We start from the raw sequence: 17,200 nt of genomic DNA on the forward strand, positions 1-17,200 counted from the left end.
GACAGGGACTCGAAGTTTCGTGCAAGAGAGCCGTCCAGCAGCCTCGTAGACACGCGGGAGGACCCCTACGAGGCAATGCCCAACTCTGGAAGATCCCGTCCGCCGAACAGGTCGTCGAAGCGGCGGGCTCCTTGCGTAGAAATCAGAAAGTACGGGGCCCCGGAGCCGACAACGCTGTGCGGCCCTTGCTGCCCCGCGATGAGGACATCATGTGGCGCCCACACGTCGAGCCCATCGAACACGTAGTAGACCGGGAGACTGGTCCAGGCAATGAGCTGCAAGTGCGCCAGAACTGCTGAGCGTTCAACGGCATGACGCCCTGTTCGCTGGCTGGTCATCCCACCCTTACAGTCGATCAGCACCAGGTCCCGTGCCTTCGCCGCAATGAGATCCGGAAACCAGCGAATGGAGCTGTCCGTTCTCCGGAGCGCGCATTGGAGCGCCCGGCTCAGTAGACCCTGCCCCCAGAAATCCACTTCCCATCCTCGCCCGATGAGTTGCTCGGCGACGTGCCGCTCGTGCGCATCGCCTATCGCTTTCCGCTGCTGGAAGCTCGCCATGAATGCAGTGTGACCCGCCGAGCGAAGTAGGTAACTCTCCGTGGATCAAACCAGGCCAGTCCCACTCTGTCTCAGTAGTTCTCACTGTGTTCGCGCCAGTCCGTGGACGTCCGGCAACGTCCGCAGACGCTCTCCTCAACTTGGCCGAAATGCAACGGAAAAGGCCGCCTATCGACCGCTCCCGATGCAAGAGGAAGCCGTCGCTCTGCGCCCGTGGCACTTCCGTACGCCCCCAGAGCGTTCGAAACTGCGACAACGGCCGATCCTCACACACACAGCCGCGACTACATGTGGACGGTGGGGTCTCAACTCGCCGGAGCGGAGCCAACACTGTAGTTGCTTCGCGATCTGGTGCATTGCCAGTGCCCACTCACTCCGCAACGACGGCATCCGGCTCAGAAATCACCCACTACGGAAGCTGGACGGCGTGCCTGGCCGTTCGCCCTCCCTGACACCTTGACGACGCCTTCATAAAGAGAGCTGGACGTGCACACCCAGCCAGCCAACCGCCTTCAAGTCACGGACGAGCCACTCATAGGCAAGCTCAGTCGCCGGGCGGGATGAGCCAGTGGACAGTTCGCGATCTACGTAGTAGGGCCGATGGAAGTTCGTCTTGGAACCGACCGGCCCACCGGGGAACGGCGAGGTAGGGCCGAACCCCGGCTCGGTCCACAGGTCCAGGTCCACCTCAGGTGGGTCATTGCGGCGCCCTGCGGCCTTGGGACGGAGGGTATGGATCAAGCCGCTGTGCGACCCGTCCGTGTCGTCCTCCGGCATGACCACCATGCCTTCGGCGCTCACGGGCAGGGCGCTGTACAGGCCCAGCGCAGGGGCGAGGGACGGGAAGTTCAGTTCGACCAGCTGTCGGTAGCCGATGAGGGCGTCTCGCAGAATCTGTCTGGTGATCCTCAGCGTCAGCAACGGGGAGTACCCCTGCCACATCCGTCCACGCCGCGGGATTTCCTGATCCGGTTCGCCGTACGGTCTGCGCAGCACCTCGTCGGTAACACCGGCCAGCTGGGAGTGCATCCACCGGATGTCCGCCGAGTCGTAGGTGTAGCCAGCAACTTGATGGGTGTACCGCACGGATGTCCGCACGTGCTCCATCATCGCCTCGACTCGCCGGCGCACTTCAGGCACAGAGACGCCATCGCGGGGCACGTTTCCCTGGCGGAGTCGCTGCGCAAGGTGCCACAGCCGCTCATGGGCCAACGGAGAATCCGGCGGCACCAGAAGAGCACCACGTCGGACTACACGCTCAAGGGGCTCGCGGATCCGACCGCGGGCCCACTCCCACCTGCCCAGCGGATCTCCGGGAAAGAGGTGCTGACTCCACCATCGCCATTCGGGGTCTTCACGGTTCGACGGGTGTGAGGCCAGTGGAGTCACCGCGGGCGGCTCGGAGGAGTATCTCGACGGAGAGATGGCCAGCCAGCCCTCCTTCGCCCACACTCCCCACCGAGGCAGCCGTCCATCCCGCATATCAACAAGCGAGCCGCTCAGCGGACCGAAACCCTCAACAAGGGCCTCGAGCGCCTCCCGCAGCCAAGTGCCTGCGATTTCAGCGGTTCGGAGTTCGTCGTCCGCCCGGCCCAGTCGGGCGATGGCGGTCCTGGCCCTGTCTTCAGCCTCGCGCATGCCATGGTGTTGCTTCTTGCCCCGGGCGATCTCGTCGAACGTCCAGGAAGCGGCCGCAGGGTTGGCCCGAGCAAGGCGGAGCATAAGGTTCTCCGCTTCGTCCGGGGCACTCGCGCTCACGGCGAACGCGATCGCGTAGCGCCACCGGGGGAAAGCGTCGGCAGTGACGATCTCCTCCGGCAGTACGGAGCCCTTGCGCAGGGCCTGGGCGCCGAAGTGCTGCTCGAAGACAGGCAGGGCGAAGCGGAGGCCCGCAGCTTCCTGGACGACCAGACCGGTGTCGGTCAGCTCCCACACCTCGGCTTCATGCCCGAAGTGCTGAGCGGGGACTGAACCGCCGGCATTCAGGACGTGTACGGCGAGACGAGCAAGGCGGTCCCAGGTCTGTGAGGTTGGGGAACCCTTGCGCCGTCCTTTGATGACGGACGCGGCCAGACCGGACAGCAGCTCCAGGCTGGACACCCGTGCGTCTTCACCGGCCAGGAGGCGGGAGGCGACGGACAGGGCTTGAAGGGGGCTGGTCAGCAGGTCCTGTACTTCTCGCTCTTCGAAAAGCATGCGCGCGTCGTCGCCGATCACAAGGTCCAGAAGTTCCGCGCCTCTCCGCACTGACCACGGGGCGACCTCGTGCACCACAGCCCTGCCCAGCTCGATTCCAGGTCTGCACGTGGCGAGAATCCGGGCGGTCGGGTGGGCGGCCAGCAAGAGCCTGGCCTCGTACAGGAGCTGTGCAACCTGCTCGGGTGAGATCCGATCGAGATCGTCGATCACGATACGTCCGAGTCCACTCGCCGGCTCGCCGCCCGCGCGTGTGATGGCATCCAGCAGATCTGGAACGGCCTTGCCCGCATCCACCCATACAGGGATCACGACATCGGGGTCACCCGCTGCCTCGCGGAGCCCTTCCCGCAACCAACTCTCGGCTTCCTCACTCTTGCCGGCTCCCATGGGCGCGACCAGAACCGCCAGAGTGCCGACGGGGACAGTCACCACCGGCAGTGAGGACTTGTCAGCCCAGTCCAGAACGGCATCGGCACGCTCCTCGGGCACAAGGCTCAGTCGTGCCTCACGGCGGTGCTGCGAGGCACGGGCTGCATCAGTGAGGGCATCTGACCTGGGCTTGTGTCCGGCGGACACGGCGTCGAGCAAATGTGCGAGGACGTCACCGGAGGTGACGGCACCGGCGTAGGTACGGCGGATGGAGTCGTACCGATCCAGGTAGCGGCACAGCTGGTCGTGGTGCCACACCGCCCAGCCCTTGAGCCCAAGGCGTGCCGCATACGTGGACACGAATTGCTCAATCCGAGCAATGCCTCCGCTGCCCGGCACGGGAGTCAGGATCACATTGGTGGTGAAGATCAGATACTCGGGCAGCCGCTCCCGCTTCGAAGTCGGGCTCAGCCACGCTTCGAATTCCTCTTTGACCTGCCCCTTCAGCCACGAGACAGCATCCTGGGGCTGTTGATCCGTGCGCTGCCGGAACTTGGCCTGCACGACCCCGTAGCCGTCCCATGCCTCAAGCTCGCTCGGATAGGGCACCCGCCCCTCGAACGTTGCCTCACGCCCGCCGTCCTTGCCGTCCCCGAAGGCGGAGACGCCCGGCCCGAGGATCTCCTGGGCCAGGGCCTGCGACACGTGCTCGAACTCCCGGGTGCTCAGCCCGCTGAGGTTGTAATCCACCCCGCCATGATGCCGCTGCGGCTATCTCCCGACCGCCCAACGGAACTTTTTCCCCGGCCGGGCCTCTGCGACCACGCCGATTCACGTGGCTTGACCAGCCCAGCAACACGCCTGACAGTCCATCAGAACGAGCGTCAAATGAGCGTCACGAGCGTCACTTCAGCGTCAAGATATCGCCCGTAACGCCCACACCGCACATAATGCGCACGCACAAAACCCCAGGTCAGGAGCCCTTTGCCACCGGCTCAAGGATGGCAACGCACTCCACATGGTGCGTCATCGGAAACAGATCGAACGCCCGCAGCGTCCGCACCCGATATCCACCCTCCTTGAAGTACCCCAGATCCCGCGCCAGCGCGGCCGGGTCGCAGGCCACGTACGCGATCCGGCGCGCCCCCAGCGACGACATGTGCTGGACGGTCTTCTTGCCCGCCCCGGCCCGCGGCGGATCCAGGACGATCAGGTCGACCTCGGAAATACCTGTCTTCGGCAGCACCGCCTCGACCTTGCCCTGTTCGATCCGGACCCGGTCGAAGGCGGCGAGGTTGTGCCGGGCGTCCTCGACGGCACGCTTGCCGGACTCGATGCCGAGGACTGCACCCTTGTCGCCGACGCGGTCGGCGAGGGCGCCCGCGAACAGGCCGACGCCGCAGTAGAGGTCGAGGGCCATGTCACCCTTGCGCGGGAGCAGGCCCTGCATGACCGCCTTCATCAGCGTTTCCGCCGCCATCGGGTGGACCTGCCAGAAGCCGCCGCTGCCGACCCGGTACGTACGGCCGTCGGCGCGCTCGCGGACGAACGCGCGGCCGTGGACGCGGTGGATGCCACCGTCGTGCTCCTCGACGCGCATGACGGAGACAGGCTTGTCGAGCTCGACCAGGGGCAGACGGGCGCCCGGCTTCGGCTCCAGGATGACCATGCGGTCCTGGGATCCGGTCGCGGCGATCGCGTCGACGGACTCCATCCCGGCCCAGTCGCGCTGTTCGATGCCCAGCTCGCTGATGCCGGCCGCCGCGATCATGCAGTGCTCGATCGGCTCGACCTCGTGCGAACGGTGGCGCCGCAGCCCGGCGTTGCCGTCCGCGTCCACCGCGTACTGCACCCTCGTACGCCACTGAGGCACCTCGCCCGGCGGCAGCTTGTCGCCCTCGGCCGGCATCACCGTGCCGTCCCAGCCGGCCTCCTCCGGGGTCAGGCCGGCAAGCCGCTTCAGCTGTTCGGCGACGACCTCGCCCTTGAGGCGGCGCTGTGCGCCCGGCTTGGCGTGCTGCCAGTCGCAGCCGCCGCAGCGGCCGGGGCCGGCGTAGGGGCAGGGGGCCTCGACGCGGTCCTTGGAGGCCGACAGGACCGAGACGGCGTCCGCCCGCAGGAAGCGCGCGCCCTCCTCACCGTCGGTCACACGGGCCACGACCCGCTCGCCGGGCAGCGCGTGCCGGACGAAGAGGACCTGGCCCTCGGACGTACGCGCGACGCAGTGGCCGCCGTGGGCGACGGGGCCGACCTCGACCTCGTACTCCTCTCCCACCAGCGATGTCTTGGGTTCTTCCTGCATGGTGGGGTGACTCCAGAAGAGAGAAAAGCGGAACGGCCGGACAACAGCCCACCAGTCTACGTGGGTGCCGTCCGACCGTTGACCACGAGCGGCGACCCGCGCCTGCCCGCGCTCGGCCCAGGGGGCCCGAACCTCAGCCCTTGCTGCCCGAGGACTCCTTCGACGACTCCGAGGACGTCTTGGACGACTCCTTCGGCCGCTCTTGCGCCGGTCCACGCCGAACCGATCCCGGCGCGCTCCACTCCTGCCGCTTGCGCGCCCGTCGCTTGGCGACCTCGGAGGACTCCAGCTGGTAGGGCACGGAGGTCACCATGACACCCGGCGTGAAGAGCAGCCGCCCCTTGAGCCGGAGTGCGCTCTGGTTGTGCAGCAACTGCTCGTACCAGTGGCCGACCACGTACTCGGGGATGATCACCGACACCGCGTCGCGCGGGGACTCCTTGCGCAGCCCCTTGACGTACTCGATGACCGGCCGGGTGACCTCGCGGTACGGCGAGTCGAGGACCTTCAGCGGTACGTCGATGCCGCGCCGGGTCCATTCCTCCTGGAGCGCCTTGGTCTCGGCCGGGTCGACGTTGACGCTGAGCGCCTCCAGGGTGTGGGAGCGCATCAGCTTGGCGTAGGCGAGGGCGCGCAGGGTGGGGCGGTGGATCCTGGAGATCAGCACCACAGAGTGGACCCTCGACGGCCGGACGACGTCGTCGCTCGGGCCGTCCGGCGCGGCAATCTCCGCGGCGACCCGGTCGTAGTGCTTACGGATGGCCGTCATCGTCGCGTAGAAGATCACCATGCCGAGCAGCGCGACCCAGGCGCCGTGCGTGAACTTGGTGCCCAGGACGACGATCAGGACCAGCCCGGTGAAGAAGGCACCGAAGGTGTTGATCGCGCGGGAGCGGATCATGCGGCGGCGCTTGGCCGGGTTCTTCTCGGTGCGCAGATGGCGGTTCCAGTGCCGGACCATGCCCGTCTGGCTGAGTGTGAAGGAGACGAACACCCCGACGATGTACAGCTGGATCAGGCGCGTGGAGTCGGCGCCGTAGATCCACACCAGGAGCACGGCGGCGCCCGCGAGGAGCACGATGCCGTTGGAGAAGGCGAGCCGGTCGCCGCGGGTGTGCAGCTGGCGCGGGAGGTAGCGGTCCTGCGCGAGGATCGAACCGAGCAGCGGGAAGCCGTTGTACGCGGTGTTCGCGGCCAGGAAGAGGACCAGCGCGGTCGCGGCGGCCAGCACGACGAAGAAGAACGTGCCGTCACCGAAGACGGCGGCGGCGACCTGGGAGATCACCGGGTTCTGGACGTAGGAGTCACCGACCGGGGAGCCGTCGCGCAGCAGGTCGACGGCCGGGTTCTCGGCCATCCGCACCTTGGTGGCCATGGCGAGGACGATGATGCCGCAGAACATGGTGACCGCGAGCAGGCCCATCGCGGCGAGCGTGGTCGCCGCGTTCTTCGACTTGGGCTTGCGGAAGGCGGGGACGCCGTTGGAGATGGCCTCGACGCCGGTGAGCGCGGCACAGCCGGAGGAGAAGGCGCGCAACAGCAGGAAGACCAGGGCGAAGCCGGCGAGACCCTGGTGCTCGGCCTTGATCTCCAGGCCCGCGGTGGGTGCCTTCATGGTCTCGTCGAGGATCAGGCCCCGGAACGCGCCCCAGGCGATCATCACGAAGACGCCGACGACGAAGACGTACGTCGGGATCGCGAAGAGCTTCCCGGACTCCTTCACCCCGCGCAGGTTCATCAGCGTGAGCAGCACGATGATGCCGATCGCGCACAGCACCTTGTGCTCGACGACGAAGGGGACGGCCGAGCCGAGGTTCTCCACACCGGAGGAGATCGACACGGCGACGGTGAGGACGTAGTCGACGAGGAGCGCGCTGGCGACGGTGAGGCCGGCCTTGGGGCCGAGGTTGGTGTTCGCCACCTCGTAGTCGCCGCCGCCGCTCGGATACGCGTGCACGTTCTGCCGGTAGGACGCCACGACGGTGAACATCAGCACGACGACCGCGACGGCGATCCAGGGGCTGAAGTGGTAGGCCGACACGCCCGCGATGGAGAGGACCAGCAGCACCTCTCCGGGTGCGTACGCCACGGACGAGAGCGGGTCGGAGGCGAAGACGGGGAGTGCGATGCGCTTCGGCAGGAGCGTTTCGCCCAGCCGGTCGCTGCGCAGGGCGCGCCCGATCAGGATCCGTTTGGGCACGTCGGTCAGTTTGGACACGCTGAGGATCGTAAGCGCCCCGACTGGTTCTGGGCACATCCGGGTGAAATCCCGGCGGGCCCCGGGGTGAAATCCGTCCGACGTCGACTGCGAAGTGCGTCACGTCACGCATCCTCCGGTCTGATGGGCGGCGTCCTCACGTCTATATGACGAATCTCGTATATGACGAATCCCGTGACGTTCTCGTCGACTCCCGTGACGTTCTCGTCGACTTTCGTATCGTTCTCGTCCACCTCACCCTCTGGAGACCCCATGCAGGCCGCGACCGCGGAGCTGATCGGCGCTCTCGTCTCCCTCGTCGGACTCGGCGTCCTGACGGGGATCAGCGTCCGCCGGATCAGCCGACGTCGTCCCACAATGTGACCCGCGACTGCACGGGGGTGCCCCCGGTGGACCGCACGTGTGTAGCTTGGGCGACGGTCTGAGACCCTGTTTTCGACGTTTCGGCTGAACAGTAGCTATTGACACCGGAAGGACGGTCGTGCACATCGTCATCATGGGCTGCGGGCGAGTGGGTTCCACCCTCGCCCAGACCCTGGAGCAACAGGGGCACACGGTCGCCGTGATCGACCTGGACCCCACGGCCTTCCGTCGTCTGGGCTCGGGGTTCGGCGGCCGACGCGTCACCGGGGTCGGCTTCGACCGCGACACCCTGCGTGAGGCGGGCATCGAGGAGGCTGGCGCGTTCGCCGCCGTCTCCAGCGGTGACAACTCGAACATCATCGCCGCCAGGGTCGCCCGCGAGATGTTCGGCATCGAGAACGTGGCGGCGCGGATCTACGACCCCCGCCGCGCCGAGGTCTACCAGCGCCTGGGCATCCCGACGGTCGCCACGGTCCGCTGGACCGCCGACCAGATGCTCCGTCGGCTGCTGCCCTCCGGGGCGGAACCGCTGTGGCGCGACCCCACCGGCGGTGTCCAGCTCGCCGAGGTGCACGCCTCGTCGGCCTGGGTGGGTCACAAGATCAGCAGGATGCAGGAGGAGACCGGCGTCCGCGTCGCCTTCCTCACCCGCCTGGGTGAGGCGGTTCTGCCGACCTCCCAGACGGTGCTGCAGGAGGGCGACCTCGTGCACGTGATGATGCGGACGGACGACGTGGAAAAGGTCGAGGCGTCCTTCGCCGAGGGCCCCGACGATGAGGGCGGTCACTGATGAGGGTCGCCATTGCCGGAGCCGGCGCGGTCGGTCGCTCGATCGCGGGCGAACTGCTGGAGAACGGTCACGAGATCCTGCTCATCGACAAGGCGCCGACCGCCATCTCGGTCGAGCGCGTCCCCCAGGCGGAGTGGCTGCTGGCCGACGCCTGCGAGATCACGTCCCTGGACGAGGCGGCGCTCCAGCGCTGCAACGTCGTCATCGCCGCGACCGGCGACGACAAGGTCAACCTGGTCGTCTCCCTGCTGGCGAAGACGGAGTACGGCGTTCCGCGCGTCGTCGCCCGTGTCAACAACCCCAAGAACGAGTGGCTTTTCAACGAGTCCTGGGGTGTGGACGTGGCCGTGTCGACCCCCCGGCTGATGTCGGCCCTGGTCGAGGAGGCCGTCAGCGTCGGTGACCTGGTCCGGCTCCTGCGTTTCAGCCACGGCGACGCGAACCTGGTCGAGCTGACCCTGCCGCCCGAGTCGGCCCTGGCCGGCACGCAGGTGGGCGAGGTCGAGTGGCCGGAGGACACCTCCCTGGTCACGATCATCCGCGGTACCCGGGTTCTCACCCCCACGGCGGAGGACTCCCTGGAGGCGGGCGACGAGCTGCTCTTCGTGGCCGCCCAGGCCCGCGAGGAACAGCTGGAGGATCTCCTGTCGGTCCGCCGCGAGGACGCGACGAGCTGACGCGCGGGTTACGACGACGAAAGGGCGCCCCGAGAACTCGGGGCGCCCTTTCCGTACCTGGCCCGTCTCCGTACCCGGCCCGTCCGGCGATCGAGGACGAGGCCGTCCCAACCGAAAGCGGGGGCCTGGGGCGCAGCCTCCAAGGAGGCCCGCGCCCACACCGGGTGCTAGTCGGCCGCCCGCGCGGCAGCCTTCCGCTCCTCCGCCGCGCGCTCTTCCGCCTCCATCTCGGCGAACACGTCGATCGGCGCCGGCGCCTTCGCCAGGAACACCCAGGTCAGCCAGACCGCGAGCAGGAACGGCGGGATCTTCAGAGCGATGAGCACCCAGCCCAGCTGGGTGGTGTCGGCCCACCAGTAGAGCGGGAAGAGGATCGCGCACTTGGCGAGCAGGATCGCACCCCAGGCGTAACTCGCCTTCGCGTACGCCTTCTTGCGGCCGGGGTTCCGCTTGCGCCAGGACAGGTTCTCCTTGAAGACCGGGCCGAGCATCAGGCCGATCAGCGGCACGCCTGCCAGCGTCGTGATGATGTACGCGAGCCCGAGGACCAGCGTGTACAGCATGCCCGGCAGGTAGAAGTCCTTGGCGTTGCCGGTCATCATCGCGAAGACCACGCCGAAGGCGACCCCGAAGACACCGCTGAAGGCGTGCTTGACGGTGTCCTTCATGACGAGCCGCACCACGACCAGCAGGACGGAGACACCGAGGGCCGCGAGGGCCGACGCGTGCAGGTCCTTGTTGATCGTGAAGATGGAGACGAAGAGCAGGCCCGGGAGCACGGTCTCGACCATGCCGCGCACGCCACCGAACGCCTCGAACAGCGCGGCCTCCGTCACCGCCTTGGAGTCCTGCGAGCCGTCCTGTCCGCCCTGTGCGTCCTGGACGCCGCGCTGGGCGTCTTCCGTCGGCTTGTCGAGCGACGTCACCGGCTACTCCCGTCCGAGGGGTCTGAGTTCGTACTTCGGATTGAACAGCACCCTACGGCCCCGGCTCATCGAGATCCGGCCGGATGCGATCAGCTTGCGCCCCGGCTCTATGCCGATGATGGAGTGCCTGCCCAGCCACACCACGTCCAGCGCGGCCGAACCGTCGAACAGCTCGGCCTCCAGGGCCGGGACACCGGCCCGGGGGCGCAGCGTGACCGTGCGCAAGGTACCAGTAACCGTCACTATCTGTCGGTCGTGGCAGTCACATATGCGCGTGCAGCCCGCGGTGTCCGCGTCCTCGCGCAGCTCCTCCGACTCCAGGTCCGTCTGGGACGAGGACAGCCGGTCGAGCATGCGCCGGAACCGGCCCGCCGGCTTCTCGGAACGAGGAACAGCACTCATGACAAAAGCGTACCGGGGCCCGCCGACAGCGCCGCACCCCGGCTACTTCTCGAAGCGGTACCCCATCCCCGCCTCGGTGATGAAGTGCCTCGGCCGCGAGGGGTCGCTCTCCAGCTTGCGCCGCAGCTGGGCCATGTAGACCCGGAGGTAGTTGGTCTCCGTCCCGTACGACGGCCCCCAGACCTCCTGGAGCAGTTGTCTCTGGCTGACCAGGCGGCCGGTGTTGCGGACCAGCACCTCCAGGAGGTGCCACTCGGTGGGGGTCAGCCGGACGTCCCTGCCGTCCCGGTTCACCTTCTTCGCGGCCAGGTCCACGGTGAAGTCGTCGGTCTCCACGATCACGTCGCCCTCCTCGCCCGCGACGGGCTCGGCACGGCGGACGGCGGCGCGCAGCCGGGCGAGCAGTTCGTCCATGCCGAAGGGCTTGGTGACGTAGTCGTCGGCGCCGGCGTCGAGGGCTTCGACCTTCTCGTCGGAGGAGTGGCGGGCCGACAGGACCAGGATCGGGACCCGGGTCCAGCCGCGCAGCCCCCTGATCACCTCGACGCCGTCCATGTCGGGCAGCCCCAGGTCGAGCACGACGACGTCGGGGTGGCGGGCGGCGGCGAGTTCCAGGGCGGTCGCGCCGTCGTGGGCCGCGTCGACCTCGTACTTGCGGGCCTTCAGGTTGATCACGAGCGCGCGGACGATCTGCGGCTCGTCGTCGACCACGAGCACCCGGGTCATGTGGTTCGCCTCTCTGCCGATGTGGCCGTGTCCACCGGGGCGCCCCTGCCTGTCGACCCGGTGACGTCCGCCGACGCGGCCGTGCCTGCCGACGGCCGGCCTGTGCCTGTCGCGGGGGCCGAGACCGCCGACGCGGCCGAAACCGGCGACGCGGCCGTACCTGCCGGAGAGGACGGCCCTGTCGACGGGGCCGTGTCCGCCGGGGGTGCCGCGCCCGGCGAGGGGCCCGTGGCGGTGCCTGAGCCGCTCTCCGCGGCCCGGACCGTGAGCACCATGGTGAGTCCTCCGCCCGGGGTGTCCTCGGCGTCGAGCGTGCCGCCCATGGCCTCGGCGAAGCCGCGGGCCACCGCGAGCCCCAGCCCCACGCCGGTCCCGCGCGGGGCGTCGCCGTGGCGCTGGAAGGGGGCGAAGATGCGGTCCTTGGCCTCGTCGGGGACGCCGGGGCCCCGGTCGGTGACGCGGACCTCGACACGGCCGCCGAGGGCGCTGGCGGAGACCTGGGCGGGTGTACCGGGCGGGCTGTACTTGACGGCGTTCTCGACGATGTTGGCGACCGCGCGCTCCAGCAGCCCGGGGTCGACGGCGACCATGGGCAGGCTCTCGGGGATCTCCAGTCCGACGCTGCCCTCGGGGACGCCGACCAGGGCCATCGGGACCACCTCGTCGAGGTCGATCTCGCGGATCAGTGTGGTGACCGTGCCGGTCTGCAGACGGGACATGTCGAGGAGGTTGCCCACGAGGTGGTCGAGCCGGTCGGCGCCCCCCTCGATCCCTTCGAGCAGTTCGGCCTCGTCCTCCCGCGACCAGGCCACGTCGTCGGAGCGCAGGGACGACACGGCGGCCTTGATGCCGGCCAGCGGGGTGCGCAGATCGTGGCTGACGGCGGCGAGTAGCGCGGTGCGGATGCGGTTGCCCTCGGCCAGCTCCTTGGCCTGGTCGGCCTCCTGCTGGAGGCGTCGGCGGTCCAGTACGACGGCGGCCTGGGCGGCGAACGCGGCGAGCACCCGGCGGTCCTCTGCGGGCAGGACGCGCCCGGAGAGGGCGAGCGCCATGTGGTCGCCGACCGGCATGTCCACGTCCGCGTCCTCCGGGCGGTCCACCTGGCGGGGTCCGACGCTGCCGGCGCAGGTCCACGGGTCCACCTCGCTCCCGCGCTCCAGCAGGGCCACCGACTCCATCCCGAAGGTCTCGCGGACCCGTTCGAGCAGCGCCTCCAGGCTGGTCTCCCCGCGCAGCACGCTGCCCGCGAGGAAGGACAGGATCTCCGACTCGGCGCGCAGCCTGGCCGCCTGGTGGGTGCGCCGGGCCGCGAGATCCACCACGGACGCCACGGACACCGCGACCCCTATGAAGACCACGATGGCGACGATGTTCGTCGGGTCGTCGACCGTCAGGGTGTGCACCGGCGGTGTGAAGAACCAGTTGAGCAGCAGCGAGCCCAGCACGGCGGCGGCCAGGGCGGGCAGCAGACCGCCCAGCAGGGCCGCGGCCACCGTCACCGACAGGAACAGCAGCATGTCGTTGGCGAGACCCAGGTCGGTCTCGAAGTTGGCCAGCAGCAGCGCGAGCAGCGGCGGTCCGGCCGTCCCGGCCAGCCAGCCCCAGATCATCCGGGCGCGGCCGAGCCGCGCGCCCCGGGCGACGGGCAGCCCGCGCCCCTTGCCCGCCTCGCCGTGGGTGATCAGGTGGACGTCGAGGTCGGGCCCGGAGTCCCGGGCGACGGTCGCGCCGACGCCCGGCCCGAACACGTACTGCCAGCTCTTGCGCCGCGAGACGCCGAGCACGATCTGGGTGGCGTTGACCCCGCGCGCGAAGGCCAGCAGCGCGGCCGGGATGTCGTCGCCGACCACGTGGTGGAAGGTACCGCCGAGGTCCTCCACCAGGGTGCGCTGAACGGCGAGTTCCTTGGGCGAGGCGGCGGTCAGCCCGTCGCTGCGGGCGATGTACACGGCCATGACCTCGCCGCCGGCGCCCTTCTCGGCGAGCCGGGCGGCCCGCCGGATCAGCGTCCGCCCCTCGGGGCCGCCGGTCAGCCCGACCACGATCCGCTCGCGCGAGCCCCAGATCCTCGACACCTGGTGCTCACTGCGGTACGCGTTCAGGTACTCGTCGACCCGGTCCGCCACCCACAGCAGTGCCAACTCCCGAAGCGCGGTCAGGTTCCCGGGCCGGAAGTAGTTCGACAGGGCGGCGTCGACCTTGTCGGGCTGGTAGACGTTGCCGTGCGCCATCCGCCGCCGCAGCGCCTGGGGCGACATGTCGACCAGCTCTATCTGGTCGGCCCGCCGGACCACCTCGTCGGGAACCGTCTCGCGCTGCCGTACACCCGTTATCGACTCGACGACATCACCGAGCGACTCAAGGTGCTGGATGTTGACCGTCGATATCACGTCGATACCGGCCGCGAGCAGTTCCTGGACGTCCTGCCAGCGCTTGTCGTTGCGGGAGCCGGGCACATTGGTGTGGGCCAGCTCGTCCACGAGGGCGACCCGGGGCCGCCTGGCGAGGACGGCGTCCACGTCCATCTCCGTGAAGACCGCGTCCCGGTACGCCAGCTCCCGACGTGGGATCCGGTCGAGACCGTGCAGCATCACCTCGGTGCGGGAGCGGCCGTGGTGCTCCACGAAGGCCACCACGCAGTCGGTGCCGCGTTCGATCCGGCGGTGCGCTTCGGACAGCATCGCGTACGTCTTGCCGACGCCCGGTGCCGCACCGAGATAGATCCGAAGCTTCCCGCGTCCCATGGCCCCATTGTCTTCCCGTGACCGCCGCCTACGCAGCGTCGACCCTACGGCCAATAATCACGGCAAACGGGACACTGGGCGGACCGGAGCCGCTCTTTGACACAACCCTGACGCGCCCCGGGCGAAGAGCCGACATGACAGCGAACATGACAAAGGGCCGCACCCCGCAGGGGTACGGCCCATGTACATGCGCCCGGTCAGGGGCGCGGGGAGCCGCGCGACCAGCTCCCGGAGCGTTCAGCGAACCTCGGTGATCTCCGGCCCACGCTGCAGCTGCCCCATGCCGCCGGAGAAGCGGGAACCGGCCTGCTCGTCCTGCTGGACACCCTCGGGCACCATCTGCGCGTCGTTCGGCAGCTTGAGGACGATCGGGTCGCGCGGAGCCATGGGACCCTCCCCGCGGACGACGACCGTGTCCCGGAAGATCTGCTCCAGCAGCCCGGCGGTCTGCGGCTCCACCGCGCCACGGCCGGAGATCACCCCGCGCAGGAACCAGCGGGGCCCGTCCACACCGACGAACCGGACCACCTGGAAGCCACCCGTGCCGTCCGGCAGCTGCACCGGTACCTGCGCGCGCAGCTCCCAGCCGAGGGGGCCCTCGACCTCGTCGATGACACCGCCCTGCTGGGTGATGCCGGAGGCGATCTCCTCGCGGACCTCGCCCCAGATGCCCTCGCGCTTGGGCGCCGCGAAGGCCTGCAGCTGTACCGCGCTGTCGCGGAGCACGACGGTCGCCGCGACGATCGCGTCGCCCGCGACCTCGACCCGCAGCTCCATGCCGTCGACTCCGGGCACGAAGACGCCGCCGAGGTCCACCCGGCCCTCGCCGGGCTCGCGCACCTCGGTGCTGTCCCACGGCCCGTCGGGCCGGGGCTCGGGCTCGAGCCGTACGCGCTCGCGCGCGACCTCGTCCGCCTCAGTGTCGGCGTCCCCAGCGACGCCGTCGACCTGCTCGGCCTCGCTCGCCGCGTCCGCCGCGTCCTCGGCGGAACCCTTCTTCTTGCGACGTCCGAACACGTCACTGTCCTTCCCGGTCGGATACGACCGATGCGTATCGATTCCCACCCGTTGCCACCCATGGTCCGCCCACGGCGGCATGACCGCCGGTGGACCCGAAGCCCCCCTCGGCCCGCGCCGAGTCGGGAAGCTCCGCCACCTCCTGGAAGCGCACCTTCTCGACCTGCTGGACGACCAGTTGGGCAATCCGGTCGAAGCGTTCGAACCGCACGGCTTCATGCGGGTCGAGATTCACCACGATCACCTTGATCTCCCCACGGTACCCGGCATCAACCGTCCCCGGGGCATTCACCAGGGCCACGCCGCAGCGGGCGGCGAGGCCGGACCGTGGGTGTACGAAGGCCGCGTACCCCTCCGGGAGCGCGATGGACACTCCCGTGGGAAGTACGGCCCGTTCACCGGGCTTCAACTCCCGGCTCTCCGTGGTCCGCAGATCGGCTCCCGCGTCACCGGGCCGCGCGTACTCCGGCAGCGGCACGTCGGGGTCGACGCGCCGGACCAGGACGTCGAGAGGGGTACGGTCGCCGCTCACGGGTTCACCTCGAAGGCGCGGGCCCGCCGGATCTGGTCCGGGTCCTTCATGGCCGCCTGGATCTCCTCGTCCCGGCCGTGGTCGATGAAGTGGTCGACCTTGACCTCGACGAAGAGGGCGTCGGCGCGAACGGCCAGCGGGCCGTCGGGGCCGCCGATGCGTCCCTCGGCGGTCGCGAAGATCTTCCTCCCGGCCACCGCCGTCGCCTCGGCCCGGAGATGCAGCACGGTGTCGACGGGGACGGGCCGCAGGAAATCGGTCTCCAGCCGCCCGGTCACGGCGATGGTGCGCAGCAGCCAGGTGAGGGAGCCGAGGGTCTCGTCGAGAGCGCTGGCCAGAACTCCGCCGTGCGCGAGGCCCGGGGCCCCCTGGTGCGCGGGCCGCACGGTGAATTCGGCGGTGAGCGTGACACCCTCGCCGGCCCTCGCCTCCAGATGCAGCCCGTGGGGCTGTTCACCACCGCAGCCGAAACACTGCCCGTAGTGCGCGCCGAGCAACTCACCGGGAGCGGGCGCCTCGGGATGCCGTACGGGCGCCGTGGCGTCCGCCGGGGGTCGCAGGGCCGCGGAAGTACCTCTCACAGGCGCAGACCTTACCCGTCCGTCAGCGTCCGGCCACCGCCCCTACGGGCAGGGTTTACCCTCGGACGCCCCTATTCCGGGGCCGGAGGGCCCCCGTGCCAAGCTTGACGCCATGCAGCTCTCCGCCCCGCCGTACGAAGAACGCCTCACCGCTCCCCGCACCTGGTGGCTCGTCTGCTTCCTGGTCGGCGTCTCGATGGCCCTCATCCTGCTGCCCTTCGGCACGCTCCCCCTGCTGGGCGGGCTCGTCGGCGGCACCGCGGTCGCGGCGGTCGTCGCCAGTTCCTACGGCTCGGTCCGGATCCGCGTCGTCGGCGACTCGCTGATCGCGGGCGAGGCGAAGATCCCGGTGAGCGCCCTGGGCGAGCCGGAGATCCTCGACCGCGAGGAGGCCCAGGCCTGGCGCACGTACAAGGCCAATCCCCACGCCTTCATGCTCCTGCGCGCCTACATCCCCACCGCGCTCCGCATCCCGATCACCGATCCGGCCGACCCGACCCCGTACGCGTACCTGTCGACGAGGGAACCGGAGCGTCTGGTGGCCGCCCTGGAGGCGGCGAGGACAGCGGCGTAGCCCGGTTCGCCACTCGGCTGCGGAACGGCTCGTCACTCCGCGTCGGCGCGGTTTTCTCGCCGAACTCTTACCGCCGAGAAACGCCTCGCCGCCGGGAAAGTTCCCGCCGCCGCAACGGCGATCAGTCACGACGGTGCATTCGGCTCGTTCTCGGCGGCGTCCGACTCGGGCGCGCCTGCTCGCGGAAACACTCCACGGATCAGGAGCGCGCCCGGCACCT

At 69.3% G+C, this 17,200-nt stretch carries 15 protein-coding genes; 3 read left to right on the plus strand and 12 right to left on the minus strand.

Annotated elements, in window-relative coordinates; translation table 11 throughout:
• Positions 1-65: 65 nt before the first annotated feature.
• The 5 genes from OG622_RS14015 to OG622_RS14035 all read right to left on the minus strand — a co-directional run bounded on the left by OG622_RS14015 (position 66) and on the right by OG622_RS14035 (position 7,881).
• Positions 66-560: a hypothetical protein gene (locus tag OG622_RS14015; RefSeq protein WP_059198621.1), complete on the minus strand. Its 495-nt coding sequence runs from the start codon at positions 558-560 to the stop codon at positions 66-68.
• A 468-nt stretch (positions 561-1,028) separates the two neighbouring features.
• Positions 1,029-3,878 (minus strand): hypothetical protein, encoded by a 2,850-nt coding sequence (locus tag OG622_RS14020; protein WP_371576254.1) that lies wholly within the window; start codon positions 3,876-3,878, stop codon positions 1,029-1,031.
• A 223-nt stretch (positions 3,879-4,101) separates the two neighbouring features.
• The gene (locus tag OG622_RS14025) at positions 4,102-5,430 is read right to left on the minus strand and encodes a class I SAM-dependent RNA methyltransferase (protein WP_371576256.1); all 1,329 of its coding nucleotides are present in this window, start codon (positions 5,428-5,430) and stop codon (positions 4,102-4,104) included.
• A 133-nt stretch (positions 5,431-5,563) separates the two neighbouring features.
• Positions 5,564-7,648, minus strand: a complete 2,085-nt coding sequence (locus OG622_RS14030) for an APC family permease (RefSeq protein ID WP_371576258.1) — start codon at positions 7,646-7,648, stop codon at positions 5,564-5,566.
• 104 nt (positions 7,649-7,752) lie between these two features.
• A complete protein-coding gene (locus tag OG622_RS14035; RefSeq protein ID WP_371576260.1) occupies positions 7,753-7,881 on the minus strand; it encodes a hypothetical protein in 129 nt (42 codons plus the stop codon).
• A gap of 248 nt (positions 7,882-8,129) precedes the next feature.
• On the opposite strand from OG622_RS14035, the gene OG622_RS14040 reads away from it, so the two are divergent.
• Both OG622_RS14040 and OG622_RS14045 read left to right on the plus strand, forming a co-directional pair.
• Positions 8,130-8,801: an NAD-binding protein gene (locus tag OG622_RS14040; RefSeq protein ID WP_371576262.1), complete on the plus strand. Its 672-nt coding sequence runs from the start codon at positions 8,130-8,132 to the stop codon at positions 8,799-8,801.
• The gene (locus OG622_RS14045; RefSeq protein ID WP_371576263.1) at positions 8,801-9,478 is read left to right on the plus strand and encodes a TrkA family potassium uptake protein; all 678 of its coding nucleotides are present in this window, start codon (positions 8,801-8,803) and stop codon (positions 9,476-9,478) included. The genes OG622_RS14040 and OG622_RS14045 overlap by 1 nt, the downstream gene beginning before the upstream one ends.
• A gap of 167 nt (positions 9,479-9,645) precedes the next feature.
• Here OG622_RS14045 and OG622_RS14050 read toward each other — a convergent pair whose 3' ends face one another.
• The 7 genes from OG622_RS14050 to OG622_RS14080 form a co-directional block, all read right to left on the minus strand.
• Positions 9,646-10,404, minus strand: coding sequence for a DUF3159 domain-containing protein (locus tag OG622_RS14050; RefSeq protein WP_371576265.1), 759 nt, complete (start codon positions 10,402-10,404; stop codon positions 9,646-9,648).
• A gap of 3 nt (positions 10,405-10,407) precedes the next feature.
• Positions 10,408-10,806, minus strand: a complete 399-nt coding sequence (locus OG622_RS14055; RefSeq protein WP_371576267.1) for an OB-fold nucleic acid binding domain-containing protein — start codon at positions 10,804-10,806, stop codon at positions 10,408-10,410.
• A gap of 42 nt (positions 10,807-10,848) precedes the next feature.
• Positions 10,849-11,532 carry a response regulator gene (locus OG622_RS14060; protein ID WP_371576269.1) on the minus strand — a complete coding sequence of 228 codons (684 nt, stop codon included), beginning with the start codon at positions 11,530-11,532 and terminating at the stop codon, positions 10,849-10,851.
• Positions 11,529-14,276, minus strand: a complete 2,748-nt coding sequence (locus tag OG622_RS14065; protein ID WP_371576271.1) for an ATP-binding protein — start codon at positions 14,274-14,276, stop codon at positions 11,529-11,531. The genes OG622_RS14060 and OG622_RS14065 overlap by 4 nt, the downstream gene beginning before the upstream one ends.
• Before the next feature lie 237 nt (positions 14,277-14,513).
• Positions 14,514-15,293: a DUF3710 domain-containing protein gene (locus OG622_RS14070; protein ID WP_371576273.1), complete on the minus strand. Its 780-nt coding sequence runs from the start codon at positions 15,291-15,293 to the stop codon at positions 14,514-14,516.
• 1 nt (position 15,294) lies between these two features.
• Positions 15,295-15,825 (minus strand): dUTP diphosphatase, encoded by a 531-nt coding sequence (dut, locus tag OG622_RS14075; protein ID WP_371576275.1) that lies wholly within the window; start codon positions 15,823-15,825, stop codon positions 15,295-15,297.
• Positions 15,822-16,406, minus strand: a complete 585-nt coding sequence (locus OG622_RS14080; RefSeq protein WP_371576277.1) for a PaaI family thioesterase — start codon at positions 16,404-16,406, stop codon at positions 15,822-15,824. The genes dut and OG622_RS14080 overlap by 4 nt, the downstream gene beginning before the upstream one ends.
• A 112-nt stretch (positions 16,407-16,518) precedes the next feature.
• Between OG622_RS14080 and OG622_RS14085 the strand changes: the two genes are divergently transcribed.
• A complete protein-coding gene (locus OG622_RS14085) occupies positions 16,519-16,980 on the plus strand; it encodes a DUF3093 domain-containing protein (RefSeq protein ID WP_371576279.1) in 462 nt (153 codons plus the stop codon).
• Positions 16,981-17,200 lie beyond the last annotated feature (220 nt).

This window comes from Streptomyces sp. NBC_01314, assembly GCF_041435215.1.
Taxonomy (GTDB): Bacteria; Actinomycetota; Actinomycetes; order Streptomycetales; family Streptomycetaceae; genus Streptomyces.

Coding starts and splice junctions, on each gene's coding strand:
- OG622_RS14060 (WP_371576269.1), bottom strand. CDS start 11,532: ATGACCCGGGTGCTCGTGGTCGACGACGAGCCGCAGATCGTCCGCGCG.
- OG622_RS14025 (WP_371576256.1), bottom strand. CDS start 5,430: ATGCAGGAAGAACCCAAGACATCGCTGGTGGGAGAGGAGTACGAGGTC.
- OG622_RS14015 (WP_059198621.1), bottom strand. CDS start 560: ATGGCGAGCTTCCAGCAGCGGAAAGCGATAGGCGATGCGCACGAGCGG.
- OG622_RS14085 (WP_371576279.1), top strand. CDS start 16,519: ATGCAGCTCTCCGCCCCGCCGTACGAAGAACGCCTCACCGCTCCCCGC.
- OG622_RS14055 (WP_371576267.1), bottom strand. CDS start 10,806: ATGAGTGCTGTTCCTCGTTCCGAGAAGCCGGCGGGCCGGTTCCGGCGC.
- OG622_RS14045 (WP_371576263.1), top strand. CDS start 8,801: ATGAGGGTCGCCATTGCCGGAGCCGGCGCGGTCGGTCGCTCGATCGCG.
- OG622_RS14065 (WP_371576271.1), bottom strand. CDS start 14,276: ATGGGACGCGGGAAGCTTCGGATCTATCTCGGTGCGGCACCGGGCGTC.